Below are 17,138 nucleotides of genomic sequence, written 5' to 3'. Positions count from 1 at the left end.
CGCCCGCAGCGCGAGCGCGCCCGCGGGCGGCTACTGGGCGGGTCGGGCGGGGGCATCCATGCTGCGCACCGCGCGGAACGCGTCGGCGGTGGCCTGCGTGTTCTGCGTCGTCACGATCTGGAGCCGGTCCCCCGTGCGCCGCGCCACGTGCACAAGGATGCCCTGCATGTCGGGCACGGGCTGGCCATCCGGGGTGACGACGCCCGTCAGCTCCCATGCCCAGCGGACGACAGCGAGCTCCGGCGTGACGAAGCGTGTCTCGACACGCACGCTGGCGAGGCGGCTCTTCGCAAAGACGGTCTTGTGAATGCCGACGTGATTCGCACGGATCTCCTCCCGCCCATGCCACCACATCCCGAAGATGTTCACGAAATCGGCGTCCTCCGCTTGAAGCGCGGCGAACGCATCCATGTCGTGCCGGTTCCAGGCGTCGTTGAAGGCGGCGACGAGCTGCTCTCCCAGCGCCCGCTGCTCGCGTGCGTCGGGCGCTGCCGCCGCAATGGCCGGCGCTGGCGCCGCCGGCGCGACGGGCTGGGGCGTCGCGGGGGCGCACGCGAGGACAAGGAGCGGCAGCGCAACCATGGCGAGGGCTCTATGCATGCGACGCCACTTACTGCGAACCGGCGCGGGACGTCAACCGGCGCCGCGCTCGATCTGGCTGCGGCTCGACCCCCTGTCTCCGCGGGCAGTAGAGCTGCCTCGATCACGTGGAACAGGCGTTGACCCGCTCGCACCGTCATCGAGGATCAGCGCTCGGCCGGATCGCATGTTGCCAGGACGACCGCGGATAGGTACGCTTGGGTGTCCGCTGGGTCCGCTGCGCACAATGCCCGGCGGCGCTGGAGGCGATGAACGGCGCTTGCGATCACAGCATCCTGGAGGAGCTCGCGTTCCCTGCGCGCCACCATATCAGCGTGACCTCATGATGCTTGAGGGCCAAGGTCGGATGTCCGGTATCACGGTCGCGTACCAGGATGTCTGAGGAACGCGCCCCAGGTTGACATTCCCACGACCGGGGCGCGACGGCCCGGCGACCCGACCCAGGTTGACGGATGAGGAGAGAGATGCATCGATTTGTCTTCAGGACGTGCGGATACGTGGCCACGATGTGCCTGCTCGCGCTCGTGGCTTGCGGTGACGACGGGGCCTCCGACGAGACGTCGACGTCGGGGAGCGGGGGCGCCGGCGCTTCAGGCTCGGCGGCCTCGACAGGCTCGAGCGGCACGGGCGGGTCAGGTGATGGAGGCGGGAGCGCCGGCGCGACGGGCTGTCCAGAGCTCGCTGGCCGCGTCCCCATGCCGGAGCTCGGTCCGTGGATGTATGGGCCTCATCCCGGACCGTGCGCCCAGACGGACACGGAGACGGATACGGGACTGGAGACGTCGATCGTCTACGAATACGACGGCCAGCATGTCATCGGAGCGGTCGAGACGCGGGGCAGCGATACCCACACACACACCTTCGACTACGAGGGTGGTCGGATGATCCGCATGACCCGGACCGGCGCGGCCGACACCCGCGTCCTCGAAATCGACTACGACGACGAAGCGCGGGCGATCACCTTCGGCAACGACGATTACTTCGTCCGATACGATCACGATGACCAGGGGCGCCCCGCTCAGCTGACGTTCGACCGCTTCACGGACGATCTGCCGACCATCACGACGGAGATCGTCTACGATGGTTGTCGTCTCGTCCGCCGGGAGCAGGGGGTGAGCCCGCTCGACGGCACGCCCAGCCCATCGATCCCGGCCTTCACCTACGTCTTCGACGGCGATCTGCTGGTCGAGCGCACCGGGGAGACGTTGCACACGGTTTACGACTACAGCTGCTGGTGATCAACCCGGCGGATTCGCCGGCGCGTGGCCGCCGAGCGCGCGCACGTCGTCGACCGTATCGACGTCGATCGCCCCGCCCGCCCAGTCGATCGCCGCGACATCCTCGGCGCGCAGAAGGCGGCCGGCGCCCTGGTCGCCCTGGAGGCGCGAGAGCGCGTCCCAGCGAGATCGATCGAACACCGCCGGCGCGCCCACGACGCCGCTGAACCGCGACGCGGCGATCGGCGCGCCCGCGAGCCAGGCCTGCCGCAGCGCGGTGAGGTGCTCGACCGTGAGCAGGGGCTGGTCCGCGAGCGCGATCAGGAGCGCGTCGGCCTTCGAGGCCTCCGCCCACCGGACCGCGGCGCGGACCGAGGAGGCGATGCCCTCTTCCCACCCATCGTTCGCGATGTGCGCGACCTCCAGATCGCCGAGCGCGCGCGCGACCGCGCCGGCGTTGGCGCCGAGCACGACGCCGACCGGTCCGGATCGGGCCTCGACGCACGTGGTCGCCACGCGCCGGACCAGCGGCGCTCCGTCGAGCTCGACGAGCTGCTTGGGGCGACCGAGGCGACGTGAGCCGCCGGCGGCGAGCACGACCAACGCGACGCGCGCATGCAGAGGCCGGGCGCGGGCGCGGAGCTTTCCCCCCTGCGCCCGGCGCGCGACGGCCTGGAGCTCGCCCACGATCGAGAGCGCGATCTGCTCGGGCGTCTCGGCGCCGAGATCGAGCCCGATCGGCGCGTGGATCCGCGGATCGTCGCCGGGGTGGCCGATCTCGGCGAGCAGATCGCGCGTGCGGCGCGCGGGCCCGAGCACGCCGATGTAGCGGGCGCGCGACGCGAGGGCGACCGCGAGCGCGTCGCGATCCGGCGTGAGCTGATGGTGCATGATCACGACGTACGGCTCGGCCGCGGCGTCGATGAGCGCGCGGAGGCGATCCGCCGCGCCGCCGGTCGAGACGACGCGATCCGCGGCGCGGAACCGGGACGCCTGCCGGATCGTGGGACCGGCGACCGTGACCCGGAACCCGACCGACGTCGCGAGCGCGACGATGGACACCGCGTCGTGACCGCCCCCGAGCACGAAGAGCTGCGGCGACGGCGCGATCTTCTCGACGAGCACGGTGATCCCGAGCCCGTCGAGCTCCACGACGCCGGCCGGCCCCCGCGCCGCGGCCTCGATCGCGGAGCGCGCGGCCGGATCGGTCACCGGGTGCGCGAGCGCGCACGGCGGACCGAACGCGAGGCGCGCGCCGACCCGGACCGCGCCGGCCGTCGAGCGGATCACCGTGACCAGCGTGCCGGTGGTCTCCTCGGCGAAGCAGGCCGCGGCGAACGCGAGCGCGTCGTGGGTCGCTCCGGCCGCGACGTGCTCGAGCAGGACATCGACGACGCCGTTGCAGCCGAGCCCCACGCCCCACGTCTCTCCGTCTTCGGTTGTCGAGTCGTAAGTGACCACCACGGCGCCATCGCGGCAGCGGTGCTCTCCGCGGAGCATCACGTCGCCCTCGAGGCAGCCGCCGCTCACACACCCGGATACCCAGCGATCGCCGGCGACGAGCATCCGCGCCCCCGGACGCCGGTACGACGACCCCGACACCCGCACGACGGTCGCGAGGAGAAACGGGGACCGCTCTGCAACCAATATCGCCGCTTCGCGCACGATCCGCTCAAGCTCGTTCATGCGCTCGGCATCATTCACCCTTCATGAGGCTCCCGCCAGGGCGTTCGCCGTCGCTGGCGACGACCGGACCCTCTCCACGCCGCCCGGCCGCTCGCGGTCGGGCGTTGCGTTACAGGACGCCGGCGAGCCGCTGGCCGATGGTGAAGAAATGATAAGGACATGCGCAGTCGCTTGACGGCGCGCCAGCCCAAAAGTATGGCCTGGACGGCCATGAAGCTCGATGTCAACGGCGTTGTTCGTGACGTGGATGCCAGTCCGGAGATGCCCCTGCTCTGGGTGCTCCGTGATCTGCTGGGATTGACCGGCACAAAATACGGCTGTGGCATGGCCCAGTGCGGCGCCTGCACGGTCCACATCGACGGCAAACCCGCGCGCTCGTGCGTCCTGCCGGTGTCGAGCGTCGGGACGCGCAAGGTGACGACGATCGAGGGACTGTCTCCCGACGGGTCGCACGTGGTGCAGCAGGCGTGGGCGCAGGCCGACGTCGTCCAGTGCGGGTACTGCCAGTCCGGGCAGATCATGACCGCGGTCGCCTTGCTCGAACAGAAGCCTGATCCGAGCGACGCCGACATCGACGCTGCGCTGTCCGGAAACGTGTGTCGCTGCGGGACGTATGTTCGTGTACGCGAGGCGGTGATCCTCGCGTCGAGGCTCAAGCGAGGTGGCAAGTGACCGTCTCCCGGCGTGACTTCTTGCAAGCGACCGCGGGCTCGGCGGCCGGGCTCGTGATCAGCTTCTACGTCCCGCAGGGGGTCCGCGCCGCGCCGAAGGCTGCGCAGCCGCCGCCGCTCTCGCCGAACGCGTTCGTTCGCGTCGGCACCGACGAGTCCGTGACCGTGGTTCTCGCGCACTCCGAGATGGGCCAGGGCATCTGGACCGGGCTCGCGATGCTGATCGCCGAGGAGCTCGAGTGCGACTGGTCGAAGGTGCGGTCGGAGCACGCGCCGGCGGCGCCGGTCTACGGCCATCCGGCGTTGCACTTCCAGATGACCGGGGGGTCGTCGACGACGAACGGGGAGTTCGAGCGGTATCGCACCGTCGGCGCGATGGCGAAGGACATGCTGCTGCGCGCGGCGGCCGCCCGGTGGAAGGTCTCGCCCGCGGCGTGCGCCGCCGCGAACGGCGTCGTCACCCACGGCAAGGACAAGCTGACCTACGGCCAGCTCGCCGAGGAGGCGATGAAGCTGGCCCCGCCGGCCAAGGTGAAGCTGAAGGACCCCAAGGACTGGAAGCTGATCGGCACCCTCGTGCGCCGCATCGACACGCCGGAGAAGGTCACGGGCAAGGCGCAGTTCGGGCTCGACGTGCACTTCCCAGGGCTCCGCACCGCCGTGGTGCTCCGCCCGCCGGCGTTCGGCGCCAAGCTCGTCAAGTTCGACGCCGCCGACGCCCTCAAGGTGCCCGGCGTCGAGAAGGTCGTCCCCACCGCGAACGGCGTCGCCGTCGTCGCCGCGCATTTCTGGGCCGCCAAGCTCGGGCGCGACGCGCTCCGCGCCGAGTGGGCGCAGCCCGAGGGCGGCGGGGTCGACAGCGCCAAGCTGCTCGCCGACTTCCACGCGCAGGCGCGGACGCCCGGCGTCGTCGCCGCCAGCGTCGGCAAGGTGGAAGACGCGCTCGCCGCCGCCAAATCGCGGCTCGAGGCGGAGTACGACGTGCCCTACCTCGCGCACGCGCCGATGGAGCCGCTCAACTGTACGGTCAAGATCGACGGCGATCGCTGCGAGATCTGGACCGGCACGCAGTTCCAGACCGGCGACCAGATGGCCGCGGCGAAGATCCTCGGCACGACGCCCGACAAGGTCCAGATCCACACGACGTTCCTCGGCGGCGGCTTCGGGCGGCGCGCCAGCCCCGCGGCAGATTTCGTGGGCGAGGCCGTGATCGTCGCGAAGGCCGCCGGCGTGCCGGTGAAGGTCGTGTGGACGCGCGAGGACGACATGCGCGGCGGCTTTTACCGCCCCGCCTTCGTCCACCGGATCCAGGTCGGCGTCGACGCGCGCGGCATGCCGGCGGCGTGGGATCAGGTGGTCGTGGGCCAGTCGATCGTCGCCGGCACGCCGCTCGAGTCGTTCGTCACGAAGAACGGCGTGGACCTCACCTCGGTGGAAGGGATCGCCGAGTCGCCCTATGTCGAGCGGACTCCCGCGCTCCGCGTGTCGCTGCACTCGCCGAGGACGCCGGTCACCGTGCTGTGGTGGCGCTCGGTCGGCAACACCCACACGGCCTTCGCGGTGGAGAGCATGGTCGACGAGCTGGCGCACGCCGCAGGGCAGGATCCGCTCGCGTACCGCCTCGAGCTGCTCAAGGACAAGCCGCGGCACGCGAACGCGCTGAAGGTCGCCGCCGAGAAGGCCGGCTGGGGCACCGCGCCCGCGCCGGGACGGGCGCGGGGGCTCGCGATGCACGAGTCGTTCGGCTCCATCATCGCCGAGGTCGCCGAGGTCTCGATCGAGAAGGGGCGCATCCGCGTCCACTCGGTCACCTGCAGCGTCGATTGCGGCACGGCGGTCAACCCGCTCGGCATCGAGGCGCAGATCCAGGGCAGCGTCGCTTTCGGCCTCACGGCTGCGCTCTACGGCAAGATCAACATCGCCGAGGGGAAGGTCCAGGAGTGCAACTTCCACGACTATCCCATGCTCCGGATGTTCGACATGCCGCGCATCGCCGTCCATCTCATCCCGAGCAAGGCCAAGATGGGCGGCATCGGGGAGCCTGCCACCGCGCCGATCGCGCCTGCCGTGGCGAATGCGGTGTTCGCGCTGACCAAGCAGCGGCTGCGCTCCCTTCCGTTTCGCCTCGCCTAGGAACTGACCATGATCCGATCCTCTCTTGTCCTCGCCTCTCTCCTCGCCGCGTGCGGGGGACAGACGCCCGGGGCCTTGCAGGCGCCCTCGCCGTCGCCGGTCAGCCGCGAGGCCGCCCTCGCTGCGTTCGAGACCGTGCGCGGCGTTTTCCAGCACCCTCGCTGCCAGAACTGTCACCCCGCCGGCGACGTGCCGCTCCAGGGCGACGAGGGCCGCCTGCACACGCAGTTCGTGCTCCGCGGTCCCACGGGCCACGGCATGCCAGGCGCGGAGTGCACGACGTGCCACGGGCCGACCAACCCGCCGAACAGCTTTGGCGTGCACGTGCCGCCGGGCGTCTCGAAGGGCTGGCACATGCCGCCGCCCGAGATGCCGATGGTGTTCGTCGGTGTCGCCCCGGGCGCCCTGTGCGAGCAGATCAAGGATCCGAAGCGCAATGGCGGCAAGGACATGGCGGCGTTGCGCGTCCACCTCGACGATCCCCTCGTGACCTGGGGCTGGAACCCTGGCGCCGGCCGCACGCCCATCCCGACGCCGCGCGCCGAGTTCGTCGCTGCATGGGAGACCTGGGCCCGCGCCGGCGCGCCCTGCCCGGGTGGATAATCGACGGTCACGCGCTTCGCCGTCGGGCAGCGCCTGCTCTATGATGCGGCCCATGGGGTCGTCTCCCGCCTCGGCATCGGGTCCGTGTCGGCGCGCCGGCGGCGCGTGGCCGGCTCTCCTTCAGCTTTTGGTGCTCGCAGCGCTCGTCGGATGCAGCGTCGAGGAGCGCCGCTTCGTCGGCGGGGTCGGCGGCGCCGGCGGGACAGGCGGCGCAGGTGCGGGCGAGACGAGCAGCGACGCCGCGTCAAGCAGCGACGCTGTGTCGAGCGCCGGTTCCGGCGGCAGCTGCACGGGGCCATCGGACTGCCCTACCCCGCCAGAGCCTTGCCAGGTCCCGGCGTGCGTCGCCGGAAGGTGCGGTTCGGCGCCGCTGCCAGAAGGGACCGAGATCGCGCCGAAGGCGGACGACTGCCAGCGCCTCCTCTGCGATGGGCGCGGCGCTCAGACCGCCGTCGCCGCCGATGAGCCGGAGGATGATCACAACCCGTGCACGTCGGACACCTGCGTCGGGACGACACCCAAGCATACGCCCCAGCCGGGGGCCTGCCCGGCGGGACGCTGCGACGATGCTGGCAACTGCGTGCCGGCGGCCGAGTGCTCGCGGGACGCCGAGTGCGGCACCTCGACGGAATGCATCCGATACACCTGCGATAACGGCCTCTGCGCGGCGCAGCCCGCGCCGGCGGGCGCCTTCTGCAACTCCCTGCAAGATCAGTGCGACGGCGCCGGCAGGTGCATCGACTGCGTGAACAGCGGCGGGTGCGGAGAATGCTGCGTCTGCTCTACAGCCGGCGTGTGCGTCCAGGCGTAAGTCGAACGCGGCACCGGCGAAGGCGGGCGGCGCCGCTACCGGGCGGCCGGGTCCTGGCAGTAGAACGTCTTCAGCTGCGCGCACCTCCCGGCCGCGGGCCACGTAGGCGCTCGGGTAAACGAGGACGACCTCGAGCTCAGGGTAGTAGTCGGTCTCGCGGTGCAAGAGGAGCAGGCACGCCTGCGCCGCCACCGTGACCCGGATCTCGTCGGTGATCTCCAGCCCGCCGCACCCCTCGAACGGCTTCTCGTGCAGAAAGACCTGGATGTGCCCGAGGAGCTCCTGCTGGTCCTCGGCCGGAAGGCGGCCGAAGCAGGGCACGTTCCGGTCGAGGATCTCGCGCCACGCGGGCGGAAAGGGCTCACGGCGGACGGCGTCGCGCCGCCGCTTCCTGAGGAAGGCCAGCATCGACGACCACCTTACCCGCTCGCGTGGCGCTGTCGGAAGAGCGGTGAGAGGTCCTCGCGGCGTGCCCGTTCCGCAGCAGCGGATCACCAGCGGATCACCACCGGCTGCTGCCATGGCAGCAACAAGGGGCCGCCGCGCAGCAGGCGCCGCCCTGAGCCAGGCGCCGCCTGCGGAAGTTCGTCAGAGCCGGCTCTGCGCCTACGCCTGCGCCGTCGCCTGCGCCGCGCCGGCCGCGCGTACGCTCGACGCGGGCACGGCCTCCGGCGTCGATCCCGCCTGGCTCAAGCGCCGCTTCGCCTCGGCGACGACCTCGCTCGGCAGGGGGCCCTTCCTCGCGAACTGCAGGTTGTCGCGCAGGTGCTTCGGGTCCCGGGTCCCGACGATCGTGGTGCTGAGTCCCGGGTGCGACAGCGTGAAGCGCAGCGTGAACTCGATCCGGGTCAGGCCATCGAGCAGCTCGTCGAGCCTGGCTCGCTCCCACCGGTCCTGCATCGTGGTGCCCGGCAGCATGTAGTTCGTGCGCTGCCAGTCGGTGGGCGCGCCGCGCGCCACGCCGCCGCGGATGATCGTCCCGGCGCCGGCCTGGGCGGCCTTGCTGATCACCTCTTCGTGCTCGCGCTGCAGCGCGGAGTACGGGATCTGGAAGGCGTCGAAGACGCCGAGCTCGATCTGCTCGATCAGGTTGGGCAGCGTGCCCGAGACGCCGAGGAAGCGCACCTTCCCCTCGCTCTTGAGCTTCAGCGCCTCTTCGAGGGCGCCGTCCTGCTCGAACTCCTGCCGGGTGAGGCTCCGGTGAAACTGCACCAGATCGAGGTGGTCCGTCTTCAGCAGGCGCAAGCTGTTCTCCACGCCGTGCCGGATGTTCTGCGCCGTGTGCACGTGCTCGCCCTGGGCTCCGCCGACGACACACCCGCATTTCGAAGCCAGGAAGTACTCGTGCCTGCGGTGCGAGAGGAAGCGCCCGATCCGCTCCTCGCTGCGACCGTAATCGATGGAGGTGTCGATGAAGTTGATCCCGGAGTCCAGCACGTCGTTCAGGATGCGCTCCGCCTCCTGATCCGAGAGCTCTGGGCCCCGCGGGGCGCCTCGCAGCTCCATGGCGCCGAAACCGAGGGTGGTGACGCGGACGCCGGTGCGTCCGAGCAGGCGAGTGGGCAAATCGGTCATGGTCTTCCTCCGAGAGCGAACACGAGCTGGTCGCGGCGGCTGGCTGCGCCGCTGAGCGAGGGGTGTTTGTATTCCGCGCCACACACAAGGCGCGTGATTCGCGGCAGCGCTGGGCGCCCCGCAATCTGCATCTGCAGAGTCTGCAAACCGTGAGCCAAGGGCGGGCCAGGCGGAACGCCGCTTGACGCCGCCGCCCCTCGCAGAAACCCTGGCTCCTCCTCCGTGACCCCGCGCCCCGCGACCCAGCCGGCCACGGTCTTCGCGCAGGCGCTCGGCATCGCGGTCGTGACCGCGTCGCAGCGCGACGGCATGGCGCCGCCCGAGGTGTGCGCGCGCGTCGGCGTCGACCCTGCGGTGCTCGGCCGCCCCGACGCGCGGGTGACGCACGACGAGCTCTGCCGCGCGTGGGCCGCGCTCTCGGCTGCGGACGAGTCGTTCGGCGTGCGCGCCGCGGTGCTCGTCGACGCCGCGCCGCAGTCGCTCGTCGAGTACACGTTCGCGAGCGCGGGCGACGTGCGCGGCGCGGTGCGGGCGTTCCTGCGGTTCCAGCGGCTCATCCACGACGCCGCCGCGCACACGTTCGAGGAGGGGCCGGCCCACGTGACGTTCCGCTTCGCGCTCGCGCCGGGCCACACGGCCCCGGGCGCGGTGTGGGACTACCTCGCGGCGACCACCGTCCTGCGCTTCCGGCGCGCCGCGACGCCCCCCCGCGAGCCCACGGTCGTCCGCCTCGTGCGCCCGCCGCCCGCGGACGACGCGCTCGCGCGCAGCGTCTTCCGCGCGCCCATCCGCTACGGCGAGCCGCGCGCCGAGGTCGAGTACCCGAGGGCGGTCCTCGACGCGCGGATGAGCACCACTGACCCGATGCTCTTCGCGCTCCTCGCCCAGCAGCTCGAGCGCGCGCTCGGCCTGCCCGCGGGCGAGCACCGCGTGCTCCCGCGCGCCGAGGAGGACGTGCTCGCGCGCGTGCGGCGCGAGCTGCGCACGGCGATCCCGCAGGGCGAGGCCACGCTCGACCGCGTCGCGCGCGCCGTCGGCCAGAGCGCGCGCAGCCTCCAGCGCCGCCTGTCCGAGCGCGGGACGAGCTTCCAGGCGATCGTCGACGACGCGCGGCGCGCGATGGCCGAGGAGCTCCTCGCGGCGCACCGCGCGACCGTGACCGAGGCGGCGTTCGCGGTCGGGTTCACGGACGTCGCCGCGTTCACGCGCGCGTTCAAGCGCTGGAACGGCGTGCCGCCCGGCGCGTGGTCCCGCCGCCGCTGATCTGCTCCGGCGTGGAAGCGGCGTCGAGCGGCACCCGGCCGCGCCCGCCCCGAGCCATCGCGGCCGCCGACGTTCCCGCTCGGGACGCCCATGACGATGGACACGAGGGCGAATTTTTCCTGCCCCCCTACACAACGCTTCGGTAAGACCTTACACAGCCCGCCGTGGCGGCTGCCCGGCGCGAAGCGCCCCCATCGAGAATCACGTCCTCGTGCTAGGATGCGCCCGCCCGCCAAGAAAGGTGCATGATGTGGCTCGATCGGGTCATTAAATCGCTTTTACCTCGTGAAGAGCACTTCTTCGACTTGCTCGAGCGGGGCGCCGACTGCGCGCTGCAGAGCGCCAACGTCCTCTCGGAGTGCTGCAGCGCCCGGAGCGCCAGCGAGAGGCAAGCCCTGGTCTCGCGCATCACCGACATCGAGCACGCCGCCGACGCGGTGATCCGCGACGTCTACGACGCTCTCAACAAGACGTTTGTCACGCCGCTCGATCGCTCCGACATCTACGCCCTCGCGACCGACCTCGAGAACGTCTCCGATCGCGTCCACTCCACGATGATGCGCGTCGTGGTCCACGCCATGGAGGATCTCCCGCCGGCGAGCCAGGAGCTCGCCGCCAAGATCCTGGAAGGGTGCAGCGAGATCCACAGCGCGGTCAAGCTGCTCCGGGGGATGAAGCGGGTGGCCGAGATCAACCGACATTGCAAGGCCATCGCCAAGCTCGAGCACGACGGCGATCAGATATTCCGCTCGGCGATCGTCGACCTCTTCAACACCGAGAAGGACGCTATCCACCTCATCAAGCACAAGGAGTTCCTCGAGGGGCTCGAAAACACGCTCGACGCCTGCGATGACGTCGCCAACGCGCTGGAGGCGCTGGTGATCAAGAACGCCTGAGGGGCGCGCCATGAACACTCTCCTCGTCACGCTGACCCTCGTGATCGTGGTCGCGCTCGTCTTCGATTACATCAACGGCTTCCACGACACGGCCAACGCCATTGCCACGGTGGTGAGCACCGGTGTCCTCCCCATCCGCACCGCCGTGATGCTCGCGGCGCTGTTCAACTTCGGGGGCGCGCTCACCGGCACGGCGGTGGCGAGCACCATCGGGAAAGGGCTCATCGTCCCTTCGGCGGTGACCCAGGTGGTCGTGCTCAGCGCCCTCGTGGGCGCGATCTTCTGGAACCTCTTCACCTGGTATTTCGGTATCCCGTCGTCGTCGTCTCACGCCCTCGTGGGCGGGCTCGTGGGCGCGGGCGCCGGGCGGGCGGGCACCGCGGCCGTGCAGGGCGCGGGGCTCTTGAAGGTGGTCAAGAGCCTGGTCATCAGCCCCCTCGTGGGCTTCGTGATCTCCTTCTTCGGGATGATCGCCATCTTCTGGATCGTCCGGCGCACCCGGCCGGCGGTGGTCAATCGGCGCTTCCGGACCCTGCAGATGGTCTCCGCGGGCTTCATGGCGCTCTCGCACGGGAGCAACGACGCCCAGAAGACGATGGGCATCATCACCATGTCGCTGGTCGCGTACGGCGTGATCCCTGCGGGTCACGGCGACTTCCACGTGCCGCTCTGGGTGGTCTTCGCCTGCGCGACGGCCATGGCCCTCGGCACGGCGGCGGGCGGGGTGCGGATCATCAAGACCATGGGCACCAAGATCATCGACCTCAAGCCGATTCATGGCTTCGCGGCCGAGACCAGCGCGGCGGCGACCATCTTGACCTCGTCGTTCCTCGGGATGCCGGTGTCGACGACGCACGTGATCACCGGCTGCATCATGGGCGCGGGCGCGAGCCAGCGGGTGAGCGCGGTGCGCTGGGGCGTGACCACGCGCATCCTCTGGGCCTGGGTGCTCACCATCCCGGTGAGCGCCGTGGTGGCGTGGGCCTGCTACCGCGGGCTCTCGTCGATCCTCGGCGGTTGAGCGTCGAGGCGCCGCGTCGCCCACTTCTGACACTGCTGACACTGCTGTTCGCTCTCCAAGGAGGCCCCTCCGTGCACCGTCGCCACGCGCTCTGGATCCTGATGCTCTGCCTGACTCCCCTGCTCGCCGCGTGCGGGCACCCCTGGAAGACCTCCCGTCAGGCCATGCCGAACCCGTTTTACGGCCAGGGGCGCTTCGGGGTCGTCCCGATCGCGTTCAACGCCCTCCAGGTCGGCAACAGCTCCGAGGCCGACTGGATGGCGGAGAAGGACGCCGAGCAGCGGCAGAGCTGGCAGGAGGACAAGTCGGCGATGAACGAGGCGTTCACCGAGGCGCTCGTCGAGAAGGCAGCGTCGGAGGACGCGATCGTCGTCAGGGCGAGGAGCGCCGCGGACGCGCCGTTCTTCATCCGCGCCAACGTGACGTTCTACGAGCCCGGCGTCTTCACCGGCGTCTTCAACATGGACACGCTCCTCAAGGCGACGGTGCAGCTCACCGATCCGGCAGGGCGCGTGTTCGACGAGTTCTTGATCGAGGCGAAGTCGCCGGCTTCGTTGCTCAACCCGTCGAGCGGAGGTCGCGCGCGGGACGCGGCGAGCCAGCTCGGCAAGCTGACGGCGATGTACATCAGCCATCGGGTCCGGGGCGAGGACTGAACGCTCGCGAGGCGCGCTCAGCGCGCGATCTGCGCGAGCGCCGCCTCGGCCGACGGCGCGGCGAGCCCTAGCTCCGTCGCCCCGTAGCGCGCGAGCGCCCGGCGGTCTGCGGGCGAGAGCGGCCGCGCGCGGAGCGCCTTCGCCGCCGCGGCGGCGCCCTCACCGCAGGACGCGGGCACGCTCGATCCGTAGCGCAGCGCCCGGTGCGTCCGGATCATCGCGAGCACGTCGAGCGACGCGCCCGCGTAGTGCGCCACCTGATCGAGGAGGAACGTGGCCAGGGGCCGCGGCACGGGCACGCTGTCGAGCGCGTCGGTCAGGCGGAGCTCGTAGACGACGCGCTGCTTCGACGGCAGGAACGTGGTCCGATCGAACGTCGCGTCGCACGCGAGGAAGATCTGCGACGTCGGCACCAGCACGCGGACGGACGGGGCCACGTCCCACGCGGCGATCGTGTGGTTCCACGTCGGCCAGAAGAGGCCGACCCCGCGGACGTCGAGCCGGCGCGCGAGCCCGGCGAAGAGCGCCGAGAGCTCGTCGCACTCCGCCGTCGCCGAGGGCCCGGCCGACGACGCGAGCGGAGGGCTCTGCCTCCACGCGGCCCAGATGTGCCAGGCGGTCGGGTTGCGATCGGTGATGCTCCAGCGCAGCCGGAACGGACCGCCGTCGCGCGTCATCTCGAAGAGCGTCCGGACGCGCACGTAGTCGCGGCCCCGCCCGGCGCTGCATTCGAGCCCGTGCTCGGCGCAGAAGCGCTCGGCGTCGGGGCGCCGCGCATCGGCGGCGCAGGCGTCGATGCGCTCGCCGAGGCGGGCGGCGAGGTCGCGCATCGGCAGCGCGTCCGGGAGCGCCTGGCCCTCGGTGGCGGCGCAGGTCTCGGCGCGCGCCCGGGCGGCGGGCGCGGTGAGCGCCGCGGCCAGCGCGAGCGCGAGCGCGAGCAGGTGATGCGGTCCGGGGAACGAGCGGCGGTTCGGCATACCCCTCCATCGCGCGGCGACGGCAGAGTGTGACCGGCAACCCGGGTCGGGCAGCCGGCGCCGCTCGGCCGGCGGCGTCCGCCGGGCGCGACAGGCCACCCTCACTCGATGGTCGACGCCGTGACCATGATCGGCGTGTCGTCGTGGTTCGAGATCTGCGGATAGGTCGGGTACCACGATCCGCCGATGTTGTTGGTGATCACCGACCGGTCGATGACGATGTTTCCGGAGTGATCGTTGCTCACGAAGAAGATCGCGCTCCCGTGGGCGTTCACCTCGTTTCGCTCGATCCGGGTCCCGCAGAGCGTGAGCGTCATCGTGTCGCCGTCGTTGTAGATCGCCCCGCCGCTGCCGCCGCCCGGCGTCCCGGCCATCGCGGGGTTGCCGCCGTTGCCGAGCGCGCGGTTGTGGGAGAACAGGCTGTTGATGACCGTCCAGGAGACGCCGATGCTGCTGATGCCGCCGCCGTTCGCGCACTCGTTCCCGTAGCCCTCGGCGCCGCCGAAGGTGCTGTTCACCACGTAGAGCGGAAGGCCGTTGTACTGCATGAACGCCCGGATCCCCGCGCCGCCGAGATCGGGGCCGGTCGGATCACACGTGTTGTTGAAGAAGCGTGAGTTGACGACCTTCAGGCGTCCGCCCTGCGCGAAGATGGCTCCGCCGCCCTCGTCGTCATCGTTCGTTGAGTTGCCCCCGAAGAAGGTGAGGTTCTGGACCGTCAGGTGCGGGTGGTCCTGGTTGTCGCAGTTCGGCGTCGTCCAGACCTGCGCCTCGTCGCAGGTGTTCATGTAGAGGATCCGCCGCTTCCCGCCGCCGCTCAAGGTCACGAGCCCGCCGCCGTCGATCACGATCTCGGGGCCGGTATCGTTGAAGATCTTCGCCGTCTCCTCGAGCGTGATGGTGATCGGCTCCGGGCCGCAGTCGAATGTGATGATGCCGCCGGCCGCGACGGCGCTGACGACCGCCTCGGAGGTGCAGCTCTCGGGCGTCCCGTCGCCGATCACCGTCTTCGGTGACGAGGTGTCGACCGCCTGAGCCTCGTCCGGAACAGCGCAGCTGCCATCCGGGTTGCCTGCCGCGGGGCCGCCGCCTTCGTGCGCTGGAAGCTCCGGCGTCGAGCCGCCCGAGCCCGGGCCGGCTCCCGAGGAGCTCGTCGCTCCGGCGCCACCCGCGCCCGTCCCCCCGTCACCCCCATGCTGGTCGTCCCCGCAAGCCGCAACCACGGTCGCCATCGACAAGCACAAGATCAGCCCCAGCGATCGCCGCATCACGCCCTCCTCGATCCAATCGTCGTTGCTCAGCGGCGTGGACACCTCTCGGGCCGGTCGCTCCTCGCGTGGCCAGTCGCCAGCATCATCGCAGGGTACCTCCGTCGTGCGGCGGTCCGCTCATCGATCCCACGGCGACCGAAGAGCCCATGGCACACCCGCGACACGGATGTCCCCCGAGATCAGCCGCCGCGCCCTGCGAGGTTGCGGGCACACACCAGGCACACACGTTGCAGTGAGCGCTCACCGGAGGGACGAGATGCAAAACATGGCGTGGATGGTCGCGGCGCTCCTGGTGGTCGGCTGTGGCGGGGCGGACTTGCCCGAGGGCTGGGAGGATGCAGAGGCGATCGAGGGCCTCACCCAGAGCGAGTGCAAGGCGGGCGCGTACGACGACACGGTGCAGGAGGCGCTCGTGGCGACGCCCGAGCGCGGCGCTGTTCGCCTCGAGTACCGCGCCGCGCAGTTCCGATGCGACCAGGAGGTGGAAGGGTTCGTCCGGATCGCCGGCAGCAAGGTGGATGTGCTCGTGCAGCCCGTGGACATGGACCCCGGGGCCGTGGCCGGGTGCGACTGCCGCTATGACATCGGTATGGCCATCAAGGGCCTGAGCAAGGGGGCTTTGGGCGTCGAGCTGTACCGCCGCTGGGACAACATCAACGAGCCGAACGATCCGAAGAAGATCGGCTCCACCGAGGTGCAGATCCCCTGAGGACGGCCGCAAACCGAGGCTGAAGCCGTGGAGCTCGGCCGCGCGGTAAGCGATGTCGACCGAACAGCAGGCGGAGGGATCGCTGCTCGCCTGGAAGACGCCCGTGATCCGCTCCTCGCTCGCGGACGAGCTCTGCTCGACAGGCGGTATGGGTCCGCCTCCCGGCGGCTGATCCAGGCGAGCCCGACCCAACCCGCTTGCCCCCGCGGGAGCGGCCATGCAGACTGGCCCGCACGCCATGGTCGAGCTGAGCCATCAACAGATCGAGCGCTTCATCGCCGATGGATTCATCCGGATCGACGCGGCGTTCCCGCGGGTCCTCGCCGACGAGGGCCGCGCCATCCTGTGGCGTGACACCGGGATGGATCCGCAGGATCCGAAGACCTGGACGAAGCCGGTCGTTCGACTCGGGATGTACGGCCAGCGACCGTTCGCTGACGCCGCGAACACGCCAGCGCTTCACTCCGCGTTCGATCAGCTCGTCGGCCGCGGGCGCTGGCAACCGCAGAAAGCGCTCGGCACCTGGCCCGTGCGCTTTCCGTCGCCCGATGATCCGGGAGATGCGGGCTGGCACGTCGACGTGAGCTTCGGCACCGAGAACCCCGACTTCATGTCGTGGCGCGTGAACGTCGCGTCGCGCGGCCGCGCGCTGCTCATGCTGTTCCTCTTCTCGGATGTCGGCGAATCCGACGCGCCGACGCGCATCCGGGCAGGGTCCCACCTGGACATCGCGAGGCAGCTCGCGCCGGCGGGCGAGCCGGGGCTGACGTTGCGTGAGCTGGCCGCGAACGGCTTCGCCGAGACGGCGCATCGTCCGCAGGTGCTCGCGACCGGCGAGGCGGGAACGGTCTACCTGTGCCACCCGTTCCTGGTCCACGCAGCGCAGCCGCACCGCGGCACGCGCCCGCGCTTCATGGCCCAGCCGCCCCTGCTCCCGACCGAACCGCTGCGGCTCGATCGCGAAGACGGCGAGAGCTCTCCGGTCGAGCAAGCCATTCGCGCGGCGCTGCGCGGGGATCCGTGAGCATCGGACATGCCGCGACGCGCAG

General features: G+C 70.9%; 16 protein-coding genes. 10 read left to right on the top strand and 6 right to left on the bottom strand.

The features are described 5' to 3' along the window. Positions 1–30: 30 nt before the first annotated feature. Complete coding sequence (locus WMF19_RS19390) at positions 31–600, bottom strand: SgcJ/EcaC family oxidoreductase (protein WP_437900458.1); 570 nt, start codon at positions 598–600, stop codon at positions 31–33. 464 nt (positions 601–1,064) lie between these two features. Here WMF19_RS19390 and WMF19_RS19385 point away from each other — a divergent pair, with 464 nt between their 5' ends. Next, complete coding sequence (locus WMF19_RS19385; protein ID WP_437900457.1) at positions 1,065–1,838, top strand: hypothetical protein; 774 nt, start codon at positions 1,065–1,067, stop codon at positions 1,836–1,838. On the opposite strand, the gene WMF19_RS19380 is transcribed toward WMF19_RS19385, so the two are convergent. Next, positions 1,839–3,503 (bottom strand): NTP transferase domain-containing protein, encoded by a 1,665-nt coding sequence (locus WMF19_RS19380; protein WP_437900456.1) that lies wholly within the window; start codon positions 3,501–3,503, stop codon positions 1,839–1,841. 210 nt (positions 3,504–3,713) lie between these two features. Between WMF19_RS19380 and WMF19_RS19375 the strand changes: the two genes are divergently transcribed. Genes WMF19_RS19375 through WMF19_RS19365 form a run of 3 tightly spaced genes read left to right on the top strand, consistent with a single transcriptional unit; the run spans position 3,714 to position 6,910 of the window. After that, the gene (locus tag WMF19_RS19375) at positions 3,714–4,175 is read left to right on the top strand and encodes a (2Fe-2S)-binding protein (protein WP_272098656.1); all 462 of its coding nucleotides are present in this window, start codon (positions 3,714–3,716) and stop codon (positions 4,173–4,175) included. After that, on the top strand, positions 4,172–6,307 hold the full coding sequence (locus WMF19_RS19370) for a molybdopterin cofactor-binding domain-containing protein (protein WP_437900455.1): 2,136 nt from the start codon (positions 4,172–4,174) through the stop codon (positions 6,305–6,307). The genes WMF19_RS19375 and WMF19_RS19370 overlap by 4 nt, the downstream gene beginning before the upstream one ends. Positions 6,308–6,316: 9 nt before the next feature. Further along, on the top strand, positions 6,317–6,910 hold the full coding sequence (locus WMF19_RS19365; protein WP_437900454.1) for a hypothetical protein: 594 nt from the start codon (positions 6,317–6,319) through the stop codon (positions 6,908–6,910). Positions 6,911–7,154: 244 nt separating this feature from the next. On the opposite strand, the gene WMF19_RS19360 is transcribed toward WMF19_RS19365, so the two are convergent. Together WMF19_RS19360 and WMF19_RS19355 are read right to left on the bottom strand one after the other, a co-directional pair. Next, entirely contained in the window at positions 7,155–8,129 is a 975-nt protein-coding gene (locus tag WMF19_RS19360) for a zinc-dependent peptidase (RefSeq protein ID WP_437900453.1), read from the bottom strand. 198 nt (positions 8,130–8,327) lie between these two features. Continuing rightward, on the bottom strand, positions 8,328–9,296 hold the full coding sequence (locus tag WMF19_RS19355) for an aldo/keto reductase (RefSeq protein ID WP_437900452.1): 969 nt from the start codon (positions 9,294–9,296) through the stop codon (positions 8,328–8,330). 222 nt (positions 9,297–9,518) lie between these two features. Between WMF19_RS19355 and WMF19_RS19350 the strand changes: the two genes are divergently transcribed. The 4 genes from WMF19_RS19350 (at position 9,519) to WMF19_RS19335 (ending at position 13,132) form a co-directional block, all read left to right on the top strand. Further along, a complete protein-coding gene (locus WMF19_RS19350; protein ID WP_437900451.1) occupies positions 9,519–10,559 on the top strand; it encodes an AraC family transcriptional regulator in 1,041 nt (346 codons plus the stop codon). Positions 10,560–10,804: 245 nt separating this feature from the next. Then, positions 10,805–11,455, top strand: coding sequence for a DUF47 domain-containing protein (locus WMF19_RS19345; RefSeq protein WP_272098642.1), 651 nt, complete (start codon positions 10,805–10,807; stop codon positions 11,453–11,455). 10 nt (positions 11,456–11,465) lie between these two features. Next, the gene (locus WMF19_RS19340; protein ID WP_272098640.1) at positions 11,466–12,476 is read left to right on the top strand and encodes an inorganic phosphate transporter; all 1,011 of its coding nucleotides are present in this window, start codon (positions 11,466–11,468) and stop codon (positions 12,474–12,476) included. A gap of 71 nt (positions 12,477–12,547) precedes the next feature. Beyond that, entirely contained in the window at positions 12,548–13,132 is a 585-nt protein-coding gene (locus WMF19_RS19335) for a hypothetical protein (protein WP_272098638.1), read from the top strand. A 17-nt stretch (positions 13,133–13,149) separates the two neighbouring features. Here WMF19_RS19335 and WMF19_RS19330 read toward each other — a convergent pair whose 3' ends face one another. Both WMF19_RS19330 and WMF19_RS19325 read right to left on the bottom strand, forming a co-directional pair. Then, a complete protein-coding gene (locus tag WMF19_RS19330) occupies positions 13,150–14,109 on the bottom strand; it encodes a hypothetical protein (protein ID WP_437900450.1) in 960 nt (319 codons plus the stop codon). Between the two features lie 101 nt (positions 14,110–14,210). Next, positions 14,211–15,377, bottom strand: a complete 1,167-nt coding sequence (locus WMF19_RS19325; protein ID WP_437900449.1) for a hypothetical protein — start codon at positions 15,375–15,377, stop codon at positions 14,211–14,213. Positions 15,378–15,645: 268 nt separating this feature from the next. Here WMF19_RS19325 and WMF19_RS19320 point away from each other — a divergent pair, with 268 nt between their 5' ends. Both WMF19_RS19320 and WMF19_RS19315 read left to right on the top strand, forming a co-directional pair. Further along, positions 15,646–16,089 (top strand): hypothetical protein, encoded by a 444-nt coding sequence (locus tag WMF19_RS19320; RefSeq protein ID WP_437900448.1) that lies wholly within the window; start codon positions 15,646–15,648, stop codon positions 16,087–16,089. Between the two features lie 217 nt (positions 16,090–16,306). Next, positions 16,307–17,113, top strand: coding sequence for a phytanoyl-CoA dioxygenase family protein (locus WMF19_RS19315; protein WP_437900447.1), 807 nt, complete (start codon positions 16,307–16,309; stop codon positions 17,111–17,113). The last annotated feature ends 25 nt before the right edge of the window (positions 17,114–17,138 follow it).

The sequence above is a fragment of the Sorangium sp. So ce124 genome, assembly GCF_051525235.1.
GTDB lineage: Bacteria > Myxococcota_A > Polyangia > Polyangiales > Polyangiaceae > Sorangium > Sorangium atrum.
Note: the sequence above shows the minus strand (reverse complement) of the source record. Positions and strands in the feature narration are given on the sequence as shown.

What these genes read in the sequence shown, in the direction of transcription:
- WMF19_RS19330 (WP_437900450.1), bottom strand. Translation starts at nt 14,109, where the DNA reads ATGCCGAACCGCCGCTCGTTCCCCGGACCGCATCACCTGCTCGCGCTC.
- WMF19_RS19325 (WP_437900449.1), bottom strand. Translation starts at nt 15,377, where the DNA reads ATGCGGCGATCGCTGGGGCTGATCTTGTGCTTGTCGATGGCGACCGTG.
- WMF19_RS19340 (WP_272098640.1), top strand. Translation starts at nt 11,466, where the DNA reads ATGAACACTCTCCTCGTCACGCTGACCCTCGTGATCGTGGTCGCGCTC.
- WMF19_RS19355 (WP_437900452.1), bottom strand. Translation starts at nt 9,296, where the DNA reads ATGACCGATTTGCCCACTCGCCTGCTCGGACGCACCGGCGTCCGCGTC.
- WMF19_RS19385 (WP_437900457.1), top strand. Translation starts at nt 1,065, where the DNA reads ATGCATCGATTTGTCTTCAGGACGTGCGGATACGTGGCCACGATGTGC.
- WMF19_RS19320 (WP_437900448.1), top strand. Translation starts at nt 15,646, where the DNA reads ATGGCGTGGATGGTCGCGGCGCTCCTGGTGGTCGGCTGTGGCGGGGCG.
- WMF19_RS19390 (WP_437900458.1), bottom strand. Translation starts at nt 600, where the DNA reads ATGCATAGAGCCCTCGCCATGGTTGCGCTGCCGCTCCTTGTCCTCGCG.
- WMF19_RS19345 (WP_272098642.1), top strand. Translation starts at nt 10,805, where the DNA reads ATGATGTGGCTCGATCGGGTCATTAAATCGCTTTTACCTCGTGAAGAG.
- WMF19_RS19365 (WP_437900454.1), top strand. Translation starts at nt 6,317, where the DNA reads ATGATCCGATCCTCTCTTGTCCTCGCCTCTCTCCTCGCCGCGTGCGGG.
- WMF19_RS19360 (WP_437900453.1), bottom strand. Translation starts at nt 8,129, where the DNA reads ATGCTGGCCTTCCTCAGGAAGCGGCGGCGCGACGCCGTCCGCCGTGAG.
- WMF19_RS19380 (WP_437900456.1), bottom strand. Translation starts at nt 3,503, where the DNA reads ATGAACGAGCTTGAGCGGATCGTGCGCGAAGCGGCGATATTGGTTGCA.
- WMF19_RS19375 (WP_272098656.1), top strand. Translation starts at nt 3,714, where the DNA reads ATGAAGCTCGATGTCAACGGCGTTGTTCGTGACGTGGATGCCAGTCCG.
- WMF19_RS19315 (WP_437900447.1), top strand. Translation starts at nt 16,307, where the DNA reads ATGCAGACTGGCCCGCACGCCATGGTCGAGCTGAGCCATCAACAGATC.